This window comes from Streptomyces sp. NPDC040718 (assembly GCF_055593565.1).
This window is the reverse complement of the sequence record NZ_JBVIXO010000005.1, coordinates 288,061-309,748: the sequence shown is the minus strand read 5'-3', so window position 1 is coordinate 309,748 and position 21,688 is coordinate 288,061. Positions and strand designations below refer to the sequence as shown.

Annotated in this window: 21 protein-coding genes; 16 read left to right on the top strand and 5 right to left on the bottom strand. The window is 73.7% G+C overall.

The window, feature by feature from the left end; genetic code table 11:
• Window positions 1-4 precede the first annotated feature (4 nt).
• Both ACZ597_RS15610 and ACZ597_RS15605 read left to right on the top strand, forming a co-directional pair.
• Complete coding sequence (locus ACZ597_RS15610) at window positions 5-787, top strand: SDR family NAD(P)-dependent oxidoreductase (protein WP_471329506.1); 783 nt, start codon at window positions 5-7, stop codon at window positions 785-787.
• An 80-nt stretch (window positions 788-867) separates the two neighbouring features.
• Window positions 868-1,110, top strand: a complete 243-nt coding sequence (locus ACZ597_RS15605; protein WP_471329503.1) for a hypothetical protein — start codon at window positions 868-870, stop codon at window positions 1,108-1,110.
• 23 nt (window positions 1,111-1,133) lie between these two features.
• Here ACZ597_RS15605 and ACZ597_RS15600 read toward each other — a convergent pair whose 3' ends face one another.
• Window positions 1,134-2,771 carry an ABC-F family ATP-binding cassette domain-containing protein gene (locus ACZ597_RS15600; protein WP_471329500.1) on the bottom strand — a complete coding sequence of 546 codons (1,638 nt, stop codon included), beginning with the start codon at window positions 2,769-2,771 and terminating at the stop codon, window positions 1,134-1,136.
• A 31-nt stretch (window positions 2,772-2,802) separates the two neighbouring features.
• Entirely contained in the window at window positions 2,803-4,065 is a 1,263-nt protein-coding gene (locus tag ACZ597_RS15595; protein ID WP_471330120.1) for an SLC13 family permease, read from the bottom strand.
• A 123-nt stretch (window positions 4,066-4,188) separates the two neighbouring features.
• Between ACZ597_RS15595 and ACZ597_RS15590 the strand changes: the two genes are divergently transcribed.
• Window positions 4,189-5,160 carry a GlxA family transcriptional regulator gene (locus ACZ597_RS15590; protein WP_471329497.1) on the top strand — a complete coding sequence of 324 codons (972 nt, stop codon included), beginning with the start codon at window positions 4,189-4,191 and terminating at the stop codon, window positions 5,158-5,160.
• 282 nt (window positions 5,161-5,442) lie between these two features.
• Entirely contained in the window at window positions 5,443-6,072 is a 630-nt protein-coding gene (locus tag ACZ597_RS15585; RefSeq protein ID WP_471329494.1) for a DJ-1/PfpI family protein, read from the top strand.
• Here the strand turns inward: ACZ597_RS15585 and ACZ597_RS15580 are convergent.
• The gene (locus ACZ597_RS15580; RefSeq protein WP_471329492.1) at window positions 6,069-6,818 is read right to left on the bottom strand and encodes an enoyl-CoA hydratase/isomerase family protein; all 750 of its coding nucleotides are present in this window, start codon (window positions 6,816-6,818) and stop codon (window positions 6,069-6,071) included. The two genes, ACZ597_RS15585 and ACZ597_RS15580, sit on opposite strands and share 4 nt — an antisense overlap.
• Before the next feature lie 81 nt (window positions 6,819-6,899).
• Here ACZ597_RS15580 and ACZ597_RS15575 point away from each other — a divergent pair, with 81 nt between their 5' ends.
• Both ACZ597_RS15575 and ACZ597_RS15570 read left to right on the top strand, forming a co-directional pair.
• Complete coding sequence (locus ACZ597_RS15575) at window positions 6,900-7,568, top strand: HdeD family acid-resistance protein (RefSeq protein ID WP_471329489.1); 669 nt, start codon at window positions 6,900-6,902, stop codon at window positions 7,566-7,568.
• A gap of 130 nt (window positions 7,569-7,698) precedes the next feature.
• Window positions 7,699-8,193, top strand: a complete 495-nt coding sequence (locus ACZ597_RS15570; protein ID WP_260618579.1) for an ATP-binding protein — start codon at window positions 7,699-7,701, stop codon at window positions 8,191-8,193.
• Window positions 8,194-8,279: 86 nt separating this feature from the next.
• Here the strand turns inward: ACZ597_RS15570 and idi are convergent, their stop codons facing one another.
• Together idi and ACZ597_RS15560 are read right to left on the bottom strand one after the other, a co-directional pair.
• Entirely contained in the window at window positions 8,280-8,882 is a 603-nt protein-coding gene (gene idi, locus ACZ597_RS15565) for an isopentenyl-diphosphate Delta-isomerase (RefSeq protein WP_471329487.1), read from the bottom strand.
• 129 nt (window positions 8,883-9,011) lie between these two features.
• Window positions 9,012-10,262 (bottom strand): GNAT family N-acetyltransferase, encoded by a 1,251-nt coding sequence (locus ACZ597_RS15560; protein WP_471330117.1) that lies wholly within the window; start codon window positions 10,260-10,262, stop codon window positions 9,012-9,014.
• 442 nt (window positions 10,263-10,704) lie between these two features.
• On the opposite strand from ACZ597_RS15560, the gene ACZ597_RS15555 reads away from it, so the two are divergent.
• The 10 genes from ACZ597_RS15555 (at window position 10,705) to hpnE (ending at window position 21,675) form a co-directional block, all read left to right on the top strand.
• The gene (locus ACZ597_RS15555; protein ID WP_471330114.1) at window positions 10,705-12,480 is read left to right on the top strand and encodes a DUF5941 domain-containing protein; all 1,776 of its coding nucleotides are present in this window, start codon (window positions 10,705-10,707) and stop codon (window positions 12,478-12,480) included.
• The gene (locus ACZ597_RS15550; RefSeq protein ID WP_471329485.1) at window positions 12,477-13,229 is read left to right on the top strand and encodes a phosphocholine cytidylyltransferase family protein; all 753 of its coding nucleotides are present in this window, start codon (window positions 12,477-12,479) and stop codon (window positions 13,227-13,229) included. The genes ACZ597_RS15555 and ACZ597_RS15550 overlap by 4 nt, the downstream gene beginning before the upstream one ends.
• The gene (locus ACZ597_RS15545; protein ID WP_471329482.1) at window positions 13,217-14,278 is read left to right on the top strand and encodes an iron-containing alcohol dehydrogenase family protein; all 1,062 of its coding nucleotides are present in this window, start codon (window positions 13,217-13,219) and stop codon (window positions 14,276-14,278) included. The genes ACZ597_RS15550 and ACZ597_RS15545 overlap by 13 nt, the downstream gene beginning before the upstream one ends.
• On the top strand, window positions 14,256-15,035 hold the full coding sequence (locus ACZ597_RS15540) for a CDP-alcohol phosphatidyltransferase family protein (protein WP_386274742.1): 780 nt from the start codon (window positions 14,256-14,258) through the stop codon (window positions 15,033-15,035). The genes ACZ597_RS15545 and ACZ597_RS15540 overlap by 23 nt, the downstream gene beginning before the upstream one ends.
• An 8-nt stretch (window positions 15,036-15,043) precedes the next feature.
• Complete coding sequence (locus tag ACZ597_RS15535; protein ID WP_471330112.1) at window positions 15,044-15,916, top strand: glycosyltransferase family 2 protein; 873 nt, start codon at window positions 15,044-15,046, stop codon at window positions 15,914-15,916.
• A 97-nt stretch (window positions 15,917-16,013) separates the two neighbouring features.
• Window positions 16,014-16,943, top strand: coding sequence for an ABC transporter permease (locus tag ACZ597_RS15530; protein WP_471329479.1), 930 nt, complete (start codon window positions 16,014-16,016; stop codon window positions 16,941-16,943).
• Window positions 16,936-17,718: an ABC transporter ATP-binding protein gene (locus ACZ597_RS15525; protein WP_427706255.1), complete on the top strand. Its 783-nt coding sequence runs from the start codon at window positions 16,936-16,938 to the stop codon at window positions 17,716-17,718. The genes ACZ597_RS15530 and ACZ597_RS15525 overlap by 8 nt, the downstream gene beginning before the upstream one ends.
• 393 nt (window positions 17,719-18,111) lie before the next feature.
• Window positions 18,112-19,044 (top strand): squalene synthase HpnC, encoded by a 933-nt coding sequence (gene hpnC / locus ACZ597_RS15520; RefSeq protein WP_471330109.1) that lies wholly within the window; start codon window positions 18,112-18,114, stop codon window positions 19,042-19,044.
• A gap of 8 nt (window positions 19,045-19,052) precedes the next feature.
• A complete protein-coding gene (hpnD, locus tag ACZ597_RS15515; protein WP_471329476.1) occupies window positions 19,053-19,991 on the top strand; it encodes a presqualene diphosphate synthase HpnD in 939 nt (312 codons plus the stop codon).
• Between the two features lie 304 nt (window positions 19,992-20,295).
• The gene (gene hpnE, locus ACZ597_RS15510; protein ID WP_471329473.1) at window positions 20,296-21,675 is read left to right on the top strand and encodes a hydroxysqualene dehydroxylase HpnE; all 1,380 of its coding nucleotides are present in this window, start codon (window positions 20,296-20,298) and stop codon (window positions 21,673-21,675) included.
• The last annotated feature ends 13 nt before the right edge of the window (window positions 21,676-21,688 follow it).

Sequence of the window (21,688 nt, the reverse complement as noted above, 5' to 3'; positions counted from 1 at the left end):
CCACGTGCCCACGACCGTACTCATCACCGGGGCCAGCGCCGGCCTCGGCGCCGCCTTCGCGCGGGCCTTCGCCGCCAAGGGCTGCGGCCTGGTCCTCGTGGCCCGCGACAAGGACCGCCTGGAGGCCCTGGCCGCCGAACTCGCCCGGGAGAGCGGCAGCACCTGCGAGGTGCTCCCCGCCGACCTGCTCGACCCCGCGGCCCTCGCCACGGTCGCCGACCGGCTCGCCGACACCGAGCGGCCCGTCGACGTCCTGGTCAACAACGCCGGATTCGGCCTGCCCGCGCCCTACCCGTACAACCCGGTGGAGGACGAGGAGCGGATGCTCGACCTCCTCGTGAAGGTCCCGCTCCGGCTCACCCACGCGCTCCTGCCGGGCCTGCGCGAACGCCGCCGGGGCGCCGTGCTCAACGTCTCCTCCGTCGCGGGCCTGCTCCCGACCGGCACCTACGGGGCCGCCAAGGCCTGGATCACCGCCTTCAGCGAATCCCTCCGGATCGACATGGAGCCGTACGGGGTCCGCGTGCTGGCGGTCGTGCCGGGCTTCACCCGCACCGAGTTCCAGGAACGCGCCGGAATGGACGTCAGCGCCCTGCGCGACGCGGTGTGGCTGGAGCCCGACGCCGTGGTGGCCAAGGCCCTGCGCGACCTGGCCCGCCGCCGCCCGATCAGCGTCACCGGCCGCCGCTACCAGGCGTACGCCTTCGCGGTCCGTCACCTCCCGCGCGCCTTCGTGGCCCGCCGGATGGCCCGCGACCGGCGCCCCCCGGCCGGCCTCCCCGACTGAGCCGGCCGGTTTGCGGGGCCGCCGTCCGGGCAGCCGCCGGGTGAGGGGGCCAGCGGCCCGAGGGCAGAGGAGGACGTGCCATGGACGAGCAAGGCGGAGCAGGAGGCGTCCCGCTCCACGGAGAGCACGCGGAAGGACACCGCAAGCCGCACGCCGGGCGGGACCGGCCGTCCCGGGAAGCCCGGCCGGAGCCGGAGCTCGCCCCCGTCCGGCGCGAGGACACGGACGAGGCGAGCCGCCTCGACCGCCCCCACGCCCAGGACCAGGACCCCGCCGAGCCCCGCAAGCACCGCAGCCACGGCAAGGGCCCCGACGAGTTCTAGACCGGATCGCCCCGGCCCGCGGGTCAGAGCTCGGTGACCTTGCCCGCCGCGACTTCCAGCCTGCGGGTCACGCGCACCGCGTCCAGCATCCGCCGGTCGTGCGTGACCAGCAGCAGCGTGCCCTCGTAGGCCTCCAGGGCCGACTCCAGCTGCTCGATCGCCGGCAGGTCGAGGTGGTTCGTCGGCTCGTCCAGCACCAGCAGGTTCACCCCGCGGCCCTGGAGCAGGGCCAGCGCCGCACGGGTGCGCTCGCCGGGCGACAGGGTCGCCGCCGGGCGCAGCACGTGCGCCGCCTTCAGGCCGAACTTGGCCAGCAGCGTGCGCACCTCCGCCGGCTCGGTGTCCGGGACGGCCGCGCAGAACGCCTCCAGCAGCGGTTCGTCGCCGAGGAACAGGCCGCGCGCCTGGTCGACCTCCCCGACCAGGACGCCCGAGCCGAGGACGGCCGAGCCGGAGTCCGGGGCCAGCCTGCCCAGCAGGACCGCGAGCAGGGTGGACTTGCCGGCGCCGTTGGCCCCGGTGATCGCCACCCGGTCGGCCCAGTCGATCTGCAGGCTCGCAGGGCCGAAGGAGAAGTCGCCGCGCTTGACCGCCGCCTCGCGCAGGGTGGCGACAACCGAGCCGGAGCGCGGGGCCGCCGCGATCTCCATGCGCAGCTCCCACTCCTTGCGGGGCTCCTCCACGACCTCCAAGCGCTCGATCGCACGCTGCGTCTGGCGGGCCTTCGCGGCCTGCTTCTCGCTGGACTCGCCGCGCAGCGCCTTGCCGATCTTGTCGTTGTCGCTCGACTTGCGGCGGGCGTTGCGGACGCCCTTGTCCATCCAGTTGCGCTGCATCTGCGCCCGGCCTTCGAGCGCGGCCTTCTTGTCCGAGTACTCATCGAACTCCTCGCGGGCATGGCTGCGGGCCCGCGCGCGCTCTTCGAGGTACGACTCGTAGCCGCCGCCGTAGAGGTTGATCTGCTGCTGGGCCAGGTCCAGTTCGAGGACCTTGGTGACGGTCCGGGTCAGGAACTCGCGGTCGTGGCTGATGACCACCGTGCCCGCGCGGAGCCCCGTCACGAACCGCTCCAGCCGCTCCAGACCGGCCAGGTCGAGGTCGTTGGTGGGCTCGTCGAGCAGGAACACGTCGTAGCGGGACAGGAGCAGGGACGCGAGGCCGGCCCGGGCGGCCTGGCCGCCGGACAGGGCCGACATCGGCAGGTCCAGGCCCACCGCCAGGCCCAGCTCGTCCGCGACCTCCTGGGCGCGCTCGTCGAGGTCGGCGCCGCCGAGGTTCAGCCAGCGGTCGAGGGTGTCCGCGTACGCGTCGTCGGCGCCCGGGGTGCCGTCGACCAGCCCCTGCGTGGCCTCGTCCAGCGCCGCCTGCGCGGCGGCCACGCCGGTCCGGCGGGCGAGGAACTCCCGCACCGACTCGCCCTCGCGGCGCTCCGGCTCCTGCGGGAGGTGGCCGACGGCCGCCCCGGGCGGGGAGAGCCGCAGCTCACCGGTCTCCGGGGTGTCCAGTCCGGCGAGCAGGCGCAGCAGGGTCGACTTCCCGGCGCCGTTGACGCCGACGAGGCCGATGACGTCGCCGGGCGCGACGACGAGGTCGAGACCGGCGAAGAGCGTGCGCTCACCGTGCGCGGCGGTGAGGTTCTTGGCGACGAGGGTTGCAGTCATGATGCCCCGATCCTATCGGCGCGCCGAACCCCTACCCGCCGATCAGCCGCAGGCCCGCCCACAGGGCCGTCACCGCCGCCGCGAGGGACACCGGGGTGGTGAGCAGTCCGAGCCGGGTGAACTCGCCCAGCCGGACGTCCTCGCCGTGCGCGTGCAGGAGCCGCCGCCACAGCAGGGTGGCCAGGGAGCCGACGTACGTGAGGTTCGGGCCGATGTTCACCCCGATCAGCACGGCCAGCACCACCCCCGGCCCGCTGGGCGCGGCCAGCGGCAGCAGCGCGAGCACCGCGGGCAGGTTGTTGATCAGGTTGGCCAGTACGGCGGCCACCCCGGCCACCGCCAGCAGCGCGGGCAGCGCGTCCCCGTCGGGCAGCAGCCACTCCAGGCCGTCGCCGAGCCCGTGGCCCACCACGGCCCGTACCACCACCCCCAGCGCCAGCACGAACAGGCAGAACGCCGGCGCGGTGGAGGCCGCCAGCCGCCGCGGGGTGGTCTCGCGGCGCCGCAGGGCCCGGACGCCCAGCACCACGGCACCGGCCAGCGCGGCCCAGGCGGGACTGGCCCCCGCGAAGGAGGCCACGGCGAAGCCGGCCAGCGTCAGCAGCAGCACGACCAGGGCGAACCGCGGTACGGGCGCGGGCTCCTCCGGCTCCGGGCCGTGCTCGGGCGGGGCCGCCAGGTCCGCCCGGAAGAAGCGGCGGAACACCGCGTACTCCACCGCGACGGCGACCGCCCAGGGCAGCGCCATCAGCGCGGCGAACCGGGTGAAGGTCAGCCCGCTCGCGGCGAAGGCCAGCAGGTTGGTCAGGTTGGACACGGGCAGCAGCAGCGAGGCCGAGTTCGCCAGGTGCGCGGTGGCGAACACGTGCGGGCGGGGCCGGGCGCCGAGGCGGGCCGACGTGGCCAGTACCACCGGCGTCAGCAGCACCACCGTGGCGTCCAGGCTGAGCGCGGCGGTGACCGCCGAGGCCACCAGGAACACCCCGCCCAGCAGTCCCGCGGCCCCCCGCCCGGCCGCCCGCCGGGCGACGGCCGCCCCGGCGGCCCGGAACAGCCCCTCGTCCGCGCACAGCTGGGCGAGGGCCAGGATCACGGCCAGGAACCCCACCACCGGCAGCAGCTCGCGCGTCTGCCCCCATGCGTCGGCCGGCGACACCACTCCCAGGGCGACGAGCACCCCGGCGGCCGGCACGGCGGCAGCCGCCTCGGGGAGCCCGCGCGGCCGCAGCACGGCGAAGGCCAGCACGGCGAGCAGCAGGACGACGGAAAGGGACTCGGCGAGGACGGTGTTCAGGACGGCGCTCCGGAAGGCGTGGCGGGGGACCGCCCAAGGATCGCACCAACCCCTCCCCGCGATGTCCGGATAGGTGGGACACCCGTCATTGCGGCCACCGGGGCGTGGTCACAGGATGGAGGCATGTCACCGCGAAACGTGCTCGTCGTCCTCTACGACGGGGTGCAGAGCCTGGACGTGACCGGTCCCGTCGAGGTCTTCGACGGAGCCGGCCGCCTCCCGGGGGAGGAGGGGTACGCGATCCGCACCGTCTCCCTCGGGGGCGCGCCGGTGCGCACCAGCAGCGGCCTGGCCCTGCTGCCCGACGGCGGCCTGGAGGACGCCCGCCCCGGCCCGGGGACCACCCTCCTGGTGCCCGGCGGCCGCTACACCGCGGACTTCGAGCCGAGGCTCACCGACTGGCTGCGCGCGTACGGGGGTCTCGCGGGGCGGCTGGTGTCGGTCTGCACCGGGGGACTGCTGCTGGCCGAGGCCGGGCTGTTGGACGGGCGGCGGGCCACGTCGCACTGGTCGGTGTGCGAGCGGATGGCCCGGGACTACCCCTCGGTGTCGGTGGAACCGGACCCCATCTACGTCCGCGACGGCCCCGTCGCCACCTCGGCCGGGGTCACCGCCGGGATCGACCTCGCGCTCGCGCTGGTGGAGGAGGACCTCGGGCGGGACGCGGCTCTGGTGATCGCCCGGCACCTGGTGGTGTTCCTGCGCCGCCCCGGCAACCAGGCACAGTTCAGCGCGCAGCTGGCGGCGCAGACGGCGCGGCGGGAGCCGCTGCGGGACGTCCAGCAGTGGATCACCGAGCATCCGGACGGTGACCTCAGCGTGGAGGCCCTGGCGGCGCGGGCGGCGCTGTCGCCGAGGCACTTCGCGCGGGCCTTCCAGGCGGAGACGGGGGTGACGCCGGGGCGGTACGTGGAGCGGGTGCGGGTGGAACACGCGCGGCGGCTGTTGGAGGAGGGCGGGGAGGGGGTCGCGCAGATCGCCCGCTCGTGCGGCTACGGAACACCGGAGGCCCTCCGGCGGGCCTTCGTCAGGACCCTGGGCCAGCCCCCGGCCGAATACCGCCGCCGCTTCGGCCGCCGGCCCGCCCCTTCTTGACGCGCCGCTCGCGCGGCTCGGGCGCGGTGCGTCGGAAGGAGCGTGCCGCCGGGCGCGGTGCGTCGGAAGGAGCGTGCCGCCGGGCACGGTGCGGGCGTTGTAGGAGCACCCGGCAAACCGCCCGCACGCCACCCACCGGCCGCGGCCACCCGCACCGGCCCGTCCGGCGCAGCGCGCCCGACGTCCGGGAGGCCCACCAGGGCGAGCGGTGCGAGGACCGCGTTCAGGAAAGCCAGACCTCCGCCCCCGCACGCAGGGGCGGCCAACCGCTCCGGAGGAGCCATGCAGATCGCCGTACTGCTCTACGACCGCTTCACCGCGCTCGACGCCGTCGGGCCCTACGAGACCCTCAGCCGCATCCCCGACGCCGAGACGGTGTTCGTCGCGGAGCGTCCCGGCCCCGTCCGGACCGACAACGGCGTGCTCGGCCTCGTCGCCGACAAGACGCTCGACCAGGTGACCCGCCCCGACATCGTCATCGTCCCCGGCGGGCCGCACCCCGAGGTGGAGATGAAGAACCCCGCCGTGCTCGACTGGCTGCGGGCCGTGGACGCCACGACCACCTGGACCACCTCCGTCTGCACCGGCTCGCTGCTCCTCGCCGCCGCCGGCCTGCTCGACGGGCGGCGGGCGACCAGCCACTGGCTCTACCTCGACAAGCTGGTCCCCTTCGGCGCCGAGCCCACCGGCGAGCGGGTGGTCTTCGACGGCAAGTACGTCACCGCCGCCGGGGTGTCCTCCGGCCTCGACATGGGCTTCGGCCTGCTCGGCCGGATCTCCGGGGACGAGTACGCCCAGGCCGTGCAGCTGCTGTGCGAGTACGACCCCCAGCCGCCCTACGACGCGGGCTCCCCGGAGAAGGCCCCGGCCGAGCTCGTCGCCCGGATGCGCGCCGCCAATCCCCTCGGTTAGCCCACCGGCGGACGCCAGCCGAAGTCCGGGGCGCGCCGCTCCAGGAAGGCGGCGACACCCTCCGCGGTGTCGCCGCTCGCGGCGGCCTCGGCCGCCCAGTACGCGTCCCGGTCGGTGCGGCCGTCCGCGTACTCCTTGGCGGCGGCCTGCGTCAGCCGCGAGCGGGTGGTCAGGATCCGGGCGAAGGCGGCCACCCGCTCCTCCAGGCCGCCCGCCGGCAGCAGCTCGTTCAGGAACCCGGCCCGCAGGGCCGTCTCCGCCTCGATCAACTCCGCGGAGAACAGCAGGTACTTGGCCCACGCGGGGCCGACCACCGAGGCCAGCCGACGGGTGGAGGACGCCGGGTAGACGACGCCCAGCTTCGCCGGGGTCACCCCGAACCGCGCGCCCTCCTCCGCGAAGCGCAGGTCGCACGCGGCCGCCAGCTGGCTGCCGCCCCCGACGCAGAACCCGCGGACCGCCGCCAGCGTCGGCTTCGGGAAGGCCGCGAGGGCCTCCTCCGCCGCCACGGACAGGGCCTGCGGGTCGTCCTTGCCGGTGAGCGAGGAGATGTCGGCCCCCGCGCAGAAGGTCGGACCGGCCCCGGTCAGCACCAGCACCCGTACGGCCTCGTCCTCGGCGAGCAGCTCCAGCAGTTCCGGCAGCGCCCGCCACATCGAGGCGGTCATGGCGTTCCGCTTGGCCGGGTGCGAGATGACGACGGTGGCGACCCCGTCGGCGACCGTGTGGTGGAGGGCTGCGTCCATGCGCCGGATGCTATCCCGGGCAGCCGATCCTATGATCAAGGGGAGTCCGACCCCGGGGGGTGCCGAGGAGGTGGCACGCCCATGGGCGCCGACCGCAGTGACCCGGACCCGCGACAGCGGGAGAAGAAGCTGAAGCGCGGCTTCGGACTGCTGGCCCTGCTCGGGGTGATCCTGGTACTGGCCGGGCTGGTGGGCCTGGTCTACACGGGCCTGGCCACCCTGACCTCGATGTTCCTCTTCGGCTGGCTGCTGCTCATCGGCGGCGTCGTGGGTCTCGCGCAGGCCGTGCAGTCGCGGGGCGGCAACTACTTCTGGCTCGCCGTCATCGTCGCCGCGGTCAACCTGGCCGCGGGCTTCGTGATCCTGCGCCGTCCCGAGGCGAGCGCCGAGGCCCTGACCATGTTCGCGGCCCTGCTCTTCCTCACCGGCGGGGTGTTCCGCCTCGTCGGCGCCCTGGTGGTGCGCGGCGCGAACTTCGGGATCTCGCTGGTGCAGGGCGCCTTCGGGCTCCTGCTGGGCATCCTGATCCTCTCCAGCTGGCCCGGCAGCAGCCTGTACGTGATCGGAACCTTCTTCTCGCTCGCCCTGCTGTTCGACGGACTCAGTCTCGTGGGGCTGGGCATGGGAGCCCGCCGGATCCTCGGCCTGGTCAGGGACGATGAGGGGACGGCCGCGCCGGGCGCGGTCGGCGGGACGGGGGAGGCGGGCGGGAACCGGCCCGCGCCGGGTCAGGAACAGAGCAACAACTGACTCCGTCATAAACCAGTGGTCAGAAAGCGTCCGATTGACGCTGACTTCTGGTCAGCGGCGCGGTCCGGACCAGGGTGTTCCCCACTCTTGACACGTGGAGACGATCGAGCGCGAAGACGGGGGCCGGAAGATGGACGACAGCGGGAGCATCCCGCCGGCCAGGGGAGGTGAGGTGTCGGCTCCGGCCGACCCCCTCGCTTATGAGGGAGTGTGGCGCTTCACGGCGCCCGCGGTAGAAGAATCCGTTCCGCAGGCCCGCCGCGCGGTCCGCGACCTGCTCGGCCGCCAGGGGGTGCCGGCCCAGCAGGACCTGGTGTACTCCCTGCTGCTGATCGTCTCCGAACTGGTGACGAACTCGGTCCGGCACGCGGCCCTGCTCTCCCCGGAGGTGGCCGTCGAGGTGGCGGTGGGCCGGGAGTGGGTACGGGTGGCCGTGGAGGACAACCACCCGTACCGGCCCAAGGCGCTGGAGGCCGACTTCGGCCAGACCGGCGGCCGGGGCCTGCTCCTGGTCCGGGAGATCACCCTGGAGGCCGGCGGGGTGTGCGACGTCGAGCACACCGCGACCGGCGGCAAGGTGATCTGGGCGGCCCTGCCGCTCGCCGCCCCGGCCCCCGGGATCTGATCCCCGGGACGGCGTCCCGTACCCGCGGACACCACGGCCGACACCACGGCCCGTACCCGGGCGTCCTCACCTGAACGGCGTAGCGGCTACCAGCCGGCCGCGTCGCCGGTCAGCTCGCGGATCGCGGGGCGCGCCGCGTCCAGCACCGTCATGAACCAGGCGGAGAACGGCTGCTCGGCGTGCCGCTTAGCCAGCTCGTCGGCCGTCACGAAGGCGGTGTCGCCGACCTCCTCCGGATCCGGGTCCAGTACGGGCCGCGCCAGTCCCACGAACAGGTGGTTGTACTCCTGCTCCACCAGCCCGGAATCCGGGTCCGGGTGGTTGTAGCGGACCGTGCCCGCCTCCGCGAGCAGCGAGGGCGAGAGCCCGAGCTCCTCGTGGGTGCGCCGGGCCGCGGCCGCGAACGGCGACTCCCCGGGGTAGGGGTGGCCACAGCAGGTGTTCGACCAGACGCCGGGGGAGTGGTACTTCCCGAGGGCGCGCTGCTGGAGCAGCAGCCGGCCCTGCTGGTCGAAGAGGAACACGGAGAACGCCCGGTGCAGCAGGCCCGGTGCCTGGTGCGCGGAGAGCTTCTCCGCCGTGCCGATGGTGTTGCCGGACTCGTCGACCAGTTCGAGCATGATCGGTTCTTGAGCTCCGGTGCCGGCGGACGCGCTGCTGGTGGCGTCGGTGGCTGGTGTGGTCGGCATACCCATCCTTCGCTTCGGACTTCGGCCTTCAGTCTGCCGTACAAAAGAGGCTTGTCCCCACTTCGGCGATCCGCGCATGTCCGCCCCCCGCCGCGTGGTAGGCGGCGGGGGCGGACGTTCACCCGATGATCAGATCCCGAAGGGGGCCGGATAGGAGATCGTGCCCGCCGGCACCGGAACGGAATCGTCCAGCACCAGGGCCATCATCGCCTCGTCCGGCACCTCGAAGGGCGCCCTGATCCCGAACCGCGAAGCCGGCACGAAACCGAACCGCGGGTAGTACGAGGGATGCCCGAGGACCAGCACCAGCGACTCCCCGCTCTCCCGCGCGGCCGCGAGCAGCGCCCGTACGACTGCGCTCCCGGCGCCCGAGCGCTGGAGGGCGGGATCGGCGGCCACCGGCGCGAGGGCCAGCGCGGGCGCCCCGTCCACCCGGCACCGGGTCAGCAGCGCGTGTGCCGCCACCTTCCCGTCCGGGCCCTCGGCGACGTACGAGAGCCCCGGCAGCCAGGCCTCGGCGTCGGCGCGCAGCGCGTCCACGAGATCAGCCTCCAGCGGGGTCTCGAAGGCCGCCAGGTTGACGGCCCGTACGGCTCCCGCGTCGGCCGGCGCCTCGGGCCGGGCCCGCCAGCGGTCCCCGTCCCCGGCGGTCACCGGGACCAGCACGAAGCCCGTGTACCCGTACTCGTGCCCGTGCCGTTCCCGTACGGCGAGCTCCTCGCGCACGTATCCCAGCGCCGCCTCCTCCGCGGGGGACGCGGGCACGGCCGCCCGGACCCGCTCGCCCAGCGGGTCGTAGTACTCGGCCCAGTCGGAGTCGGGCTGGAGCCGGGTGCCGAGCACCCGGTACCCGGCGGCCTGGGCGGCCGCGGTGTTGCGGGCGGTGGAACGCAGCGGGTACTGGGGATCCCAGAAGGCCCGGGCCCCGGCCGAGGGCTCCTCGGCGGTCCACTCGCACTCGCTCAGCACGAGCCGCCCGCCGGGCGCCAGCAGGCGCTTCCACTCGGCGAGCGCCCGGTCGAAGCCGAGGAGGTAGGCGGAACCCTCCGCCCAGACGAGGTCGAAGGAACCGTCCTCGAACCCCTCGGAGGGCAGCGCGCCCATGTCGGCCCGCACGGTGCGGACGCGTTCCGAGAGGCCGCGGGCCGCGGCGGCCTCGCGCAGCTCGTCGAGGAACGGTCCGTGGAGGTCGACGGCCGTCACTTCGGCGAGGCCCGCCCCGCCCGCCTCGGCGGCGAGCAGCAGGGCGCTGCGGCCCGGGCCGCAGCCCAGGTCGAGGACGCGCGGCCGCTCGGGCAGCGGTCCGCACAGGGAGAGCAGGTGCCGGGTGGAGTCGTCGGAACCGGGGGCCTGCCGGGGCAGGCCGCGGTGCAGCTCCATGAAGGCGGCGAAGACGCCGTCGTCGGAGCCGGAAGAAGTGGTGTTGTCGTCGGTCAACGTGAACCCTTGAACGGGGGCTCCGGCCGACGGGGTCTTACCGGTGTGGGGTCAGACCCGGCCGGACGCCCGGAAGGAAACGGGGATGTACCGGAGTTCGCTGCGCATGGCCGCGACCACTGCGACGGTCATCAACCCACCTCGTTTCCCGTTTCGAGCCTCTCGGATGCCGATCGGCCCACCCTCGCGCCGCACATGACCCGTGTGGCGCCGCCGTCCACCCTAACATCCGGGTCCGAACGGGCCTGATTCGTCCTGAACAGCTGATGAATGAGGCCTTCCATTCATCCGATAGCCTCTGCCGACAGCCCTGCCGACGTGCTGCCGCCGCCCCCACCGGGGCGCCCCGGCCGTCGGGAATGTCCGTCGCAAGGAGTGAGTTCGTCTGCCGACCGTCATCCTCACCGGCCCGCCGGTACCCGGATCACCGCTCCAGGACGAGCTCCGGTCGCTCGGGTTCGACGTCCGCCCGGCCGCCGGTCCCGAAGACACCGCCACCGCCCTCGCCGGGGTCCCGGCGCAGGAGCGGGTGGCCGTCGTCGACAGCGCCTTCGTCGGGCACCCGCACGCACTGCGCCTCGCACTGACCGACCCGCGCTTCGACGCCTGCGCCGTGACCGGCGCCCTCGCCGTCCAGGCGGGGGCCCGCGAGGCCCTCGACAAGGCCGCCGCGCTGGCCCCGGCGGGCGCCGGACCCTACGCGGACCGGCTCGCCGCCGCCGTGGAGGCCGCCGGGACCACCGTCCAGCGGCCCGAGCTGGGCAGCCTGGTCGCGGCCGTGCCGGACGGGGAGGCCGAGCGCTCCGAGGCCCTCGCGGCCGTGGCCGCCGTGGACGACGAGGCCGTACGCCTGCGCACCGCCGTGAAGTCCCGCGACGGCTTCTTCACCACCTTCTTCATCAGCCCGTACTCGCGCTACATCGCCCGCTGGTGCGCCCGCCGGGGCCTGACCCCGAACCAGGTCACCACCGCCTCGCTGATCACCGCGCTGGTCGCGGCCGGCTGCGCGGCCACGGGGGAGCGCTGGGGCTACGTCACCGCCGGCGTGCTGCTGCTGGTCTCCTTCGTCCTGGACTGCACCGACGGGCAGCTCGCCCGCTACTCGCTCCAGTACTCGACGATGGGCGCCTGGCTCGACGCGACCTTCGACCGCGCGAAGGAGTACTCCTTCTACGCGGGCCTCGCGCTCGGCGCGGCCAGGAACGGCGACGATGTCTGGGCCCTCGCCCTCGGCTCGATGATCCTCATGACCTGCCGGCACGTGGTGGACTTCTCGTTCAACGAGGCCAACCACGACGCGACCGCCAACACCAGCCCCACCGCCGCGCTGTCCGGCCGGCTCGACAGCGTCGGCTGGACCGTCTGGGTCCGGCGGATGATCATCCTGCCGATCGGCGAGCGCTGGGCCATGATCGCGGTGCTGACCGCCGCCACCAGCCCCCGGACCGTCTTCTACGCCCTGCTCGTCGGCTGCGCCTTCGGCGCGCTCTACACCACCGCCGGACGCGTCCTGCGCTCGGTGACCCGCAAGGCGAAGCGGACCGACCGGGCCGCCCTGGCCCTCGCGGACCTCGCCGACTCGGGCGTCCTCGCCTGGACCGGCTCCCCCCGGCCCACGAAGCGGCCGGACCGCGCCGCGCCCTGGCTGGCCCTGTGCGGCTCGGTGCTGATGGCCGGCGCGGCGGTCACCCGGGACTTCGGGTCCCCCTGGCTGATCGGGACCGCCGTCGCGTACGTGTTCTTCGCCGGCGCGGCGGTGTCCGCCCCCCTCAAGGGCCCCCTCGACTGGCTGATCCCGCCCCTCTTCCGGTTCGGCGAATACGCGACGGTCCTCGTGCTCGCCGCCAAGGCGGACGTCCCCGGGGCCCTTCCGGCCGCATTCGGACTGGTCGCGGCGGTCGCCTACCATCACTACGACACCGTCTACCGCATCCGCGGTGGCTCGGGCGCTCCCCCGCACTGGCTGGTGCGGACGACCGGCGGTCACGAGGGCAGGGTCCTGCTGACCGTGGTCCTCGCCGCCGTCCTCGCCCGTGACGCGTTCCCCGTCGCGCTCACGGCCATGGCCGTGTTCGTGGCACTCGTGGTGCTCGTGGAGAGCATCCGCTTCTGGGTCTCCTCCGGGGCACCCGCCGTACATGACGAAGGAGAACCAGCATGATCGGCCTTGTCCTCGCTGCCGGTGCCGGACGCCGCCTGCGTCCCTACACCGACACCCTGCCCAAGGCCCTCGTGCCCGTCGGCCCCGAGGGGAACGAGGACAGCCTCACCGTCCTCGACCTGACGCTCGGCAACTTCGCCGAGGTCGGCCTGACCGATGTCGCGATCGTCGTCGGCTACCGCAAGGAAGCCGTGTACGAGCGCCGGGAGGCCCTGGAGGCCAAGTACAACCTCAAGATCACGCTGATCGACAACGACAAGGCCGAGGAGTGGAACAACGCCTACTCCCTGTGGTGCGCGCGTGACGTCCTGGGCCGGGGCGTGATCCTCGCCAACGGCGACACCGTCCACCCGGTCTCCGTCGAGAAGACGCTGCTCGCCGCCCGCGGCAACGGTCAGAAGATCATCCTCGCCCTCGACACGGTCAAGAACCTGGCCGACGAGGAGATGAAGGTCGTCGCGGACGGCGCCGACGGCGTGCGGAAGATCACCAAGCTGATGGACCCGGCCGACGCGACCGGCGAGTACATCGGCGTCACCCTCATCGAGCCCGAGGCCGCCCAGCAGCTCGCCGAGGCCCTGAAGACCACCTTCGAGCGCGACCCCGACCTCTACTACGAGGACGGCTACCAGCAGCTCGTCAACGACGGCTTCACCATCGACGTCGCTCCCATCGGCGACGTCAAGTGGGTCGAGATCGACAACCACGACGACCTCGCCAAGGGCCGGACGATCGCATGCCAGTACTGACGCGGCTGATCCCCTCGCCGGTCGTCGTCGACATCAGCTGCGGGGCGATGGACAAGCTGGACGGCATCCTCGCCGACCAGCGGATCTCCGCGTCCGGGCGGCTCGCGATCGCGATCAGCGGGGGCTCCGGACAGGCGCTGCGCGCCCGTCTGGAGCCGGCCCTGCCGCTCGCCGACTGGTACCCGGTCGTCGACGGCACCATCGACTCGGCGGTCAAGCTCGCCGACGACATAAAGGGCCGCCGCTACGACGCCGTCGTGGGGCTGGGCGGCGGGAAGATCATCGACGTGGCGAAGTACGCCGCGGCGCGGGTCGGCCTGCCCATGGTGGCCATCGCCACCAACCTCTCCCACGACGGCATCTGCTCCCCGGTGTCCATCCTGGACAACGACAACGGCCGGGGCTCCTACGGCGTGCCCACGCCGATCGCGATGGTGATCGACCTCGACGTGATCCGCGAGGCCCCCACCCGGTTCATCCGCGCCGGAGTCGGCGACGTGATCTCCAACATCTCGGCCATCGCCGACTGGGAGCTCTCGCACAAGATCACCGGCGAGGCCGTGGACGGCCTGGCCGCCGCCATGGCCCGTACCGCCGGCGAGTCGGTGCTGCGCCACCCCGGCGGCTGCGGCGACGACGAGTTCCTCACCGTGCTCTCCGAGGCCCTCGTGCTCTCCGGCATCGCCATGTCGATCAGCGGGGACAGCCGCCCCTCCTCCGGGGCCTGCCACGAGATCAGCCACGCCTTCGACCTGCTCTACCCCGGGCGCTCCGCGCTCCACGGCGAGCAGGTCGGCATCGGCGCCGCCTTCGCCATGCACCTGCGCGGGGCCGCCGACCAGGCCGGCCTGTTCACGGAGGTGCTGCGCCGCCACGGGCTGCCCGTGCTGCCCGAGGAGATCGGGTTCAGCGTGGACGAGTTCGTCGCGGCCGTCGAGTACGCCCCCCAGACCCGCCCGGGACGCTTCACGATCCTGGAGCACCTCAACCTGTCCGCAGCCGAGATCAGGGACGCTTACGCCGACTATGCCCAGACCATCCGTAGCTGAACTCCGGCCCGTCGTTCACCCGCCGGGCGTCAAGGACCGGCGCAGTGGCGAGCACTGGGGCGGTCGCCTGTACATGCGCGAGGTCTCCCTGCGCATCACCCGGCTGCTGGTCACCACCAAGGTCACGCCCAACCAGCTGACCTACGTGATGACCCTCGCCGGCGTCCTCGCCGCCCCGGCCCTGCTGGTGCCGGGCGTGCTCGGCGCCGCCCTCGGCGTGGTCGCGGTCCAGCTGTACCTGCTGCTCGACTGCGTCGACGGCGAGGTCGCCCGCTGGAAGAAGCAGTACTCGCTCTCCGGGGTCTACCTGGACCGGGTCGGCGCCTACCTGTGCGACGCGGCCGTCCTCGTCGGCTTCGGCCTGCGCGCCGCCGACCTGTGGGGCAGCGGACGGATCGACTGGCTGTGGGCCTTCCTGGGCACCCTCGCCGCCCTCGGCGCCATCCTGATCAAGGCCGAGACCGACCTGGTCGGCGTCGCCCGGCACCAGGCCGGCAAGCCCGTGGTCCAGGAGTCCGCCGCCGAGCCCCGCTCCTCCGGCATGGCGCTCGCCCGCCGGGCCGCCGCCGCGCTCAAGTTCCACCGGCTGATCCTCGGCATCGAGGCCTCCCTGCTGATCCTGGTCCTGGCCATCGCCGACCAGGTCCGGGGCGACCTGTTCTTCTCCCGGCTCGGCGTCGCCGTGCTCGCCGGCATCGCACTGCTCCAGACCCTGCTGCACCTGGTGTCGGTCCTGGCCTCCAGCAGGCTCAAGTGACGGCCCCGATGCGGCTGGGCGCCGTGATCATCACCATGGGCAACCGCCCCGACGAGCTGAAGGCGCTCCTCGACTCGGTCGCCCGGCAGGAGGGCGACCCCGTCGAGGTGGTCGTGGTCGGCCAGGGCGTGGAGGTCACCGGGCTCCCCGAGGGCGTGCGCACCGTCGCCCTCCCGGAGAACCTGGGCATCCCCGGCGGCCGCAACGTCGGCATCGAGGCCTTCGGCCCCGGCGGCACCGGCGTCGACGCCCTGCTCTTCCTCGACGACGACGGGCTGCTGGAGCGCACCGACACCGCCGAGCTGTGCCGCCAGGCGTTCGCCGAGGACCCGGAGCTCGGGATCGTCAGCTTCCGGATCGCCGACCCCGAGACCGGCACCACCCAGCGCCGCCACGTGCCCCGGCTGCGCGCCTCGGACCCGATGCGCTCCTCCCGCGTGACCACCTTCCTGGGCGGCGCCAACGCCGTCCGCACGAAGGTGTTCGAGCAGGTCGGCACGTTGCCCGGGGAGTTCTTCTACGCACACGAGGAGACCGACCTGGCCTGGCGGGCGCTCGACGCCGGGTGGCTGATCGACTACCGGGCGGACATGGTGCTGCTGCACCCCGCGACCGCTCCCTCCCGGCACGCGGTGTACCACCGTATGGTGGCCCGTAACCGGGTGTGGCTCGCCCGCCGCAACCTGCCCGCCCCGCTGGTCCCGGTCTACCTGGGCGTCTGGCTCGCGCTGACGCTCGTACGCCGGCCCTCGGTGCCCGCGCTCAAGGCCTGGTTCGGCGGGTTCAAGGAGGGCTGGACCACACCCTGCGGTCCCCGGCGTCCCATGAGGTGGCGCACGGTCTGGCGGCTGACGCGGCTGGGCCGACCGCCCGTCATCTGACAAGCTCGGGTCTGGGACCATGGGCCCCATCACGGGTCCGGCGTTCCAGCCCCCGATGCCCCTCCTGCCGCATCTTGAAGACGGAAAGTTCCAACTTGTGAGTGACACAACCCACGACGGCGCCCTCGCCACGAGCAAGCCGCCGTCCGACGACGCGGGGCTCAGCCCCGCGGAGCTCGCCAGGAAGTACGGCCTGTCCGTCAGTGGCGCGCGGCCCAGCCTGGGCGGATACGTGCGGCAGCTCTGGGGTCGGCGCCACTTCATCATGGCCTTCTCCCGGGCCAAGCTGGTGGCCCAGTACAGCCAGGCCAAGCTCGGCCAGGTCTGGCAGGTGGCGACCCCCCTGCTCAACGCGCTGGTCTACTACCTGATCTTCGGCTTGATCCTGAACGCGGGCCGGGGCATGGAGAAGGGCGTCTACATCCCCTTCCTGGTGATGGGCATCTTCGTCTTCACCTTCACCCAGAGCTCGCTGATGGCCGGCGTCCGGGCGATCCCCGGCAACCTCGGCCTGGTCCGCGCGCTGCACTTCCCGCGCGCCTCCCTGCCGATCTCCTTCTCGATGCAGCAGCTCCAGCAGCTCCTGTACTCGATGATCGTCGTGATCGTCGTCGCCGTCGCCTTCGGGAACTACCCGCGGCTGTCGTGGCTCCTGGTGATCCCGACGCTGGTGCTGCAGTTCGTCTTCAACACCGGGCTCGCGCTGGTGTTCGCGCGCATGGGGTCGAAGACCCCCGACCTCGCGCAGCTGATGCCCTTCCTCACCCGCACGTGGATGTACGCCTCCGGCGTCATGTTCTCGATCAGCGAGATGCTGAAGGACCGGCCGGCGTGGATCGCGGACGTGCTCCAGTGGAACCCCGCCGCGATCTACATGGACCTGGTCCGCTTCGCGATGATCGACGGCTACGGCCGGGAGAACCTCCCGCCCCACGTGTGGGCCTTCGCGGTCGGCTGGGCCGTCGTGATCGGCCTCGGCGGCTTCGTGTACTTCTGGAAGGCTGAGGAGCGTTACGGCCGTGGCTGACAACACCCAGGGGCGCGTCCCCACCGTCATCGCGGACGAGGTCCACATCGTGTACCGCGTCAACACGGGCAGCTCCGGCCGGGGCAGCGCCACCGCCGCGCTGAGCAAGATCCTCCGCCGGGGCAAGGGCGACGCACCCGGCGTCCGCCGGGTCCACGCCGTACGGGGCGTCTCCTTCACCGCGTACCGCGGCGAGGCCATCGGCCTCATCGGCTCCAACGGCTCCGGCAAGTCGACCCTGCTGCGCGCCATCGCGGGCCTGCTGCCCTGCGAGTCCGGCAAGGTCTACACCGACGGCCAGCCCTCGCTGCTGGGCGTGAACGCCGCCCTGATGAACGACCTCACCGGTGAGCGCAACGTCGTCCTCGGCGGTCTCGCGATGGGCATGAGCCGCGAGCAGATCAAGGAGCGCTACCAGGACATCGTCGACTTCTCGGGGATCAACGAGAAGGGCGACTTCATCTCCCTTCCGATGCGCACCTACTCCTCCGGCATGGCCGCGCGCCTGCGCTTCTCGATCGCCGCCGCCAAGGACCACGACGTCCTGATGATCGACGAGGCGCTCGCCACCGGTGACCGCAGCTTCCAGGTGCGCTCCGAGAACCGCATCCGCGAGCTGCGGGAGAAGGCCGGCACGGTCTTCCTCGTGAGCCACAACAACAAGTCCATCCGCGACACCTGCGACCGGGTGCTGTGGCTGGAGAAGGGCGAGCTCCTGATGGACGGGCCCACCGAGGAAGTGGTCTCGGCGTACGAGAAGGCCAGCGGCCACTGACCCCGGGGTCCGCCGCCGCTCCCGGCCCCGAGGCCCCCGCCGCTCACCGCGGCGGGGGCCTCGCCATGGGGGACGGGGGGCGGACCGGCGGCGGAGCGGGAGATCCGGGACGGGGGCCGACATTCCGGGGCGCGGGGACACCCGATAGGCCCCCGCGGGGTTGTACAGCGTAAGCTGGACCAGTTCTCAATCGCGCCAAGAGTGGACGATTCCCCGCAGCCGGCTCCGTGGGGATACCCCCGGGTAAGGTCCGGCGGCGTGTCCGAAATGGGATGACTTGGGTCGGCAGTGTAGAACGGGAGACGTGACGGCAATGGCTACGGGAATTCTCCGGCCCCCAGGCACAGCGGCCGTCCCCGCCCCGGGCGGCGGGCGGTGACCCCCGGGCACGGCATCCGTCCCGCCCCGCCGGCCGACGAGGCCGCCCCCGACCTGCTGCACGCGCGGGCCACCCTCGCCAAGGCCGCGGCGGAGAACTTCCCCGTCGCCCCCGCCTTCCTCCCGCGCGCCTGGCGCGAGGGCCTCATGGCGGTCTACGGGTACGCCCGCCTGGTCGACGACATCGGCGACGGCGACCTCGCCCCCGGCGGCCGCGACGCCGTCCTCCTCGGCCTCGACCCCGCCGCGGCCGACGACCGGCTCGCGATGCTCGACGCCTTCGAGGCGGACCTGCTGCGCGTCTTCGGCGGTGCCGACGGCCCGCCGCGCCACCCCCTGCTGCTGGCCCTCCAGCCCGTCGTGCGCGACCACGGCCTCAGCGCCGAGCACTTCCTCGGGCTCATCGAGGCCAACCGCCGGGACCAGCGGGTGGCCCGCTACGAGACGTACGGGGAGCTCCTCGACTACTGCGTGCTGTCCGCCAACACCGTCGGCCGCCTCGTGCTGGAACTCACCGGCACCAGCACCCCCGAGCGCGTCCGCCGTTCCGACGCCGTCTGCACCGCCCTGCAGCTCGCCGAGCACCTCCAGGACGTCGCCGAGGACCTCGGCCGCGACCGGATCTACCTCCCGGCCGAGGACATGCGCCGCTTCCACGTCGCCGCGGCCGACCTCGCGGCCCCGTCCGCCGGAGCGGCCGTACGGTCCCTGATCGCCTTCGAGGTCGAACGCGCGCGCGACCTGCTGGATGAGGGCACCCCGCTCGTGGGCAGCGTCCACGGCAGGCTTCGGCTGTTGCTCGCGGGATTCGTGGGAGGGGGGCGAGCCGCCCTGCGAGCGATCTCCGCCGCCGGATTCGACGTGCTGCCCGGCCCGCCCAAGCCCACCCGGAGCCTCCTGCTCCGCGAAGTGGCCGCCGTCCTGCGCACAGCGCCGAGAAAGAGGTGAGCCCGAACGTGGAGGGCACCGCACACGCGTCAGCACCGTCCGCCCAGGTCCTCGCGGCCTACAGCTACTGCGAGGCCGTCACCGGCACCCAGGCGCGCAACTTCGCGTACGGCATCCGGCTGCTGCCCACCGACAAGCGGCAGGCGATGTCCGCCCTGTACGCCTTCTCCCGCAGGGTCGACGACATCGGCGACGGCACCCTCGCGCCCGAGGCCAAACTGTCCCGGCTGGAGGACACCCGCGCCCTGCTCGGCCGGATCCGCGCCGAGGAGATCGACGAGGACGACACCGACCCGGTCGCCGTCGCCCTCGCCCACGCCGCGCGCCGCTTCCCGATCCCCCTCGGAGGCCTCGACGAGCTCATCGACGGCGTCCTGATGGACGTCCGCGGCGAGGAGTACGAGACCTGGGACGACCTCAAGGCCTACTGCCGCTGCGTGGCCGGGGCCATCGGACGGCTCTCGCTCGGCGTGTTCGGCACGGTCGGCCCCGCCGGCCGCGCCGACGAGTACGCGGACACCCTGGGCCTGGCCCTCCAGCTCACCAACATCCTGCGCGACGTCCGCGAGGACGCCGGCAACGGACGCACCTACCTGCCGGCCGAGGACCTCGCCAAGTTCGGCTGCTCCGAGGGCTTCGAGGGCGGCCGGGCCCCCGCCGGCTCCGACTTCGCCGGGCTCGTGCACCACGAGGTCCGGCGCGCCCGGGCCCTGTTCACCGAGGGCTACCGGCTGCTGCCGATGCTCGACCGGCGCAGCGGCGCCTGCGTCGCCGCCATGGCCGGCATCTACCGGCGCCTCCTGGACCGCATCGAACGCGAACCCGAGGCGGTGCTGCGCGGCCGCGTCTCGCTGCCCCCCCACGAGAAGGCGTACGTGGCCGTACGCGGCCTGTCCGGCCTCGACGCCCGCACCGTCTCCCGCCGGAGCACCCGGAGGCGGCCCTGATGCCGGCCGCCCGCGCGGGCGCCGGCCCGATGGCTCCGCCCGCCGTGTCCGACCCGGCCCGGGGCCGCGCGGAGGCCCCGGTGCCGGCCGGCCCGGGCACCCGCCCGGCACCGGGTGGCGGCCGCCCGCAGGACTCGGTACCCGCCCCCAGCGGGTTCCCCGGGCCGTCGCCGTCCGCTCCGGCCCGGGACACCTCCGCCCCGCGGGCAACCCCGCGGCGCTCCGGAGCGTCCGTAGGGGCGGGCTTCGCCCGCACCGCAGTACACCCCGGCCCGGAGGGCCACCGCACCACCTGGGAGGCCTCATGAGCGGCAGCGAACAAGGCGCCGTCGTCATCGGCGGCGGCCTCGCCGGCGTCACGGCGGCCCTCGAACTCGCCGACGCCGGACTGCGGGTCACCCTCCTCGAAGGGCGACCCCGCCTCGGCGGCCTCGCCTTCTCCTTCAAACGCGGCGACCTGACCGTCGACAACGGCCAGCACGTCTACCTGCGCTGCTGCACCGCCTACCGGTGGTTCCTGGACCGCGTCGACGGCGCGGCACTCGCCCCGCTCCAGGACCGGCTCGACGTACCCGTCCTCGACGCGGCCCACCCCCGCGGACCCCGCCTCGGGCGGCTGCGCCGCAGCGCGCTGCCCGTACCCCTGCACCTGGCCGCCTCCCTGGCCACCTACCCGCACCTCTCGCTCGCCGAGCGCGCGAGCGTCGGCCGCGCCGCCCTCGCGCTGCGCCGCCTCGACCCCGCCGACCCGGCCCTCGACGGCCTCGACTTCGGCACCTGGCTCGCCCGCTACGGCCAGTCCCCGCGCACCGTCGACGCCCTGTGGGACCTCGTCGGCATCGCCACCCTCAACGCCACCGCCGGCCAGTCCTCACTGGGCCTGGCCGCCATGGTGTTCAAGACCGGCCTGCTCTCCGAGAACGGCGCCGCCGACATCGGCTGGGCCCGGGTCCCGCTCGGCGACCTCCACGACACCCTCGCCCGCAAGGCCCTCGACGCCGCCGGCGTGCGCACCGAACTGCGCACCCGGGTCACCGCGGTCACCCGTACCGGGGAGGGCGGCTGGCGGGTCGACACCGAGGGCGAGTCCCTCGACGCGGGCACCGTCGTGCTCGCCGTACCGCAGCGCGAGGCGCACGGCCTGCTGCCCGCCGGAGCGCTGGCCGACCCGGACAAGCTCCTCGACATCGGTACCGCCCCCATCCTCAACGTCCACGTCGTCTACGACCGCAAGGTGCTCAAGCAGCCCTTCTTCGCCGCGCTGGGCACCCCCGTCCAGTGGGTCTTCGACCGCACCGACGCCTCCGGACTCACCGACGGCGGCCAGTACCTGGCGCTGTCCCAGTCGGTCGCCCAGGACGACATCGACGAGCCCGTCTCCGTCCTGCGCGCCAAGTACCTGCCCGAGCTGGAGCGGCTGCTGCCGGCCGCCCGCGGCGCGAAGGTACGGGACTTCTTCGTCACCCGGGAGCGGACCGCGACCTTCGCCCCCAGCCCCGGCGTCGGCCGGCTGCGCCCGGGCCCCCGCACCGACACGCCGGGGCTCTACCTCGCCGGTGCGTGGACCGCCACGGGCTGGCCCGCGACCATGGAGAGCGCCGTCCGCAGCGGACTCGGCGCGGCGCACGCCGCGCTGGCCGCTCTCGGCCGCCCCCGCGAACACCCCCTGCAGGAGGCGGTATGAGCACCACTACCAC

What these genes read in the sequence shown, in the direction of transcription:
- ACZ597_RS15605 (WP_471329503.1), top strand. Translation starts at nt 868, where the DNA reads ATGGACGAGCAAGGCGGAGCAGGAGGCGTCCCGCTCCACGGAGAGCAC.
- ACZ597_RS15590 (WP_471329497.1), top strand. Translation starts at nt 4,189, where the DNA reads ATGTCACCGCGAAACGTGCTCGTCGTCCTCTACGACGGGGTGCAGAGC.
- ACZ597_RS15600 (WP_471329500.1), bottom strand. Translation starts at nt 2,771, where the DNA reads ATGACTGCAACCCTCGTCGCCAAGAACCTCACCGCCGCGCACGGTGAG.
- hpnE (WP_471329473.1), top strand. Translation starts at nt 20,296, where the DNA reads ATGAGCGGCAGCGAACAAGGCGCCGTCGTCATCGGCGGCGGCCTCGCC.
- ACZ597_RS15545 (WP_471329482.1), top strand. Translation starts at nt 13,217, where the DNA reads ATGCCAGTACTGACGCGGCTGATCCCCTCGCCGGTCGTCGTCGACATC.
- idi (WP_471329487.1), bottom strand. Translation starts at nt 8,882, where the DNA reads ATGCCGACCACACCAGCCACCGACGCCACCAGCAGCGCGTCCGCCGGC.
- ACZ597_RS15535 (WP_471330112.1), top strand. Translation starts at nt 15,044, where the DNA reads ATGCGGCTGGGCGCCGTGATCATCACCATGGGCAACCGCCCCGACGAG.
- ACZ597_RS15580 (WP_471329492.1), bottom strand. Translation starts at nt 6,818, where the DNA reads ATGGACGCAGCCCTCCACCACACGGTCGCCGACGGGGTCGCCACCGTC.
- ACZ597_RS15570 (WP_260618579.1), top strand. Translation starts at nt 7,699, where the DNA reads ATGGACGACAGCGGGAGCATCCCGCCGGCCAGGGGAGGTGAGGTGTCG.
- ACZ597_RS15575 (WP_471329489.1), top strand. Translation starts at nt 6,900, where the DNA reads ATGGGCGCCGACCGCAGTGACCCGGACCCGCGACAGCGGGAGAAGAAG.
- ACZ597_RS15585 (WP_471329494.1), top strand. Translation starts at nt 5,443, where the DNA reads ATGCAGATCGCCGTACTGCTCTACGACCGCTTCACCGCGCTCGACGCC.
- ACZ597_RS15560 (WP_471330117.1), bottom strand. Translation starts at nt 10,262, where the DNA reads ATGGAGCTGCACCGCGGCCTGCCCCGGCAGGCCCCCGGTTCCGACGAC.
- ACZ597_RS15550 (WP_471329485.1), top strand. Translation starts at nt 12,477, where the DNA reads ATGATCGGCCTTGTCCTCGCTGCCGGTGCCGGACGCCGCCTGCGTCCC.
- ACZ597_RS15540 (WP_386274742.1), top strand. Translation starts at nt 14,256, where the DNA reads ATGCCCAGACCATCCGTAGCTGAACTCCGGCCCGTCGTTCACCCGCCG.